Genomic DNA, 541 nt, shown 5'->3' with positions numbered 1-541 from the left:
CTCCTGTCAGGACCACAGCCAGGGCCGGCAGCTGCAGTTTCCACCGGGTCAGAACGATGACCGCCAGGAAGACCAGGGCAGTGCAGGCGGCCAGGACAGGGGTCTGGGGCAGCCGTCCGCCGCCGGCAACGTGGGCGGCGGCAGCCAGGGACAGGACCGACGCCGCCACGGGGGCCGTGCGCAGCAACCGGAAGGGCGCAGGCTGGCATGTCATCGGCGCGGTCCTTTCCGGTGGGACGAGTAGATGCAGGGTCCCTTGGATAGATCAGGGTCCCTTGGAGCGGGGAGTTCTACTGTGCGGCTTCCGCTAGTTTCTGCCGGAATTCCTCCATGGTGTTCAGTGTCAGCTTTTCCCCATTGAGGAAGAACGTCGGAGTTCCGGTCACGCCCAGTGCCTTGCCGTCGGCGATATCTTTTCGGATCCGGTCCTTGGTGGCTTCATTCGCCACTGCGGCGTCGTAGGCGGCCAGGTCCAGGCCCAGCTCCTGGGCAAAGGTGCGGAACAGGGGCGCCTGGGAGTCCTGTTTTTCACCCCATTGCG

1 protein-coding gene and 1 pseudogene are annotated in these 541 nt (G+C 65.4%); both read right to left on the bottom strand.

The features are described from left to right. Nucleotides 1–214, bottom strand: a pseudogene (locus M8J71_RS22825) (hypothetical protein); the annotation flags it as partial. Nucleotides 215–290: 76 nt separating this feature from the next. Continuing rightward, nucleotides 291–541, bottom strand: a 251-nt coding sequence (locus tag M8J71_RS22820) for a DsbA family protein (protein WP_256250153.1), incomplete at its 5' end; no start/stop codon positions are given.

This window comes from Pseudarthrobacter sp. R1 (assembly GCF_024494415.1).
Classification (GTDB): Bacteria; Actinomycetota; Actinomycetes; order Actinomycetales; family Micrococcaceae; genus Arthrobacter.
Note: the sequence above shows the minus strand (reverse complement) of the source record. Positions and strands in the feature narration are given on the sequence as shown.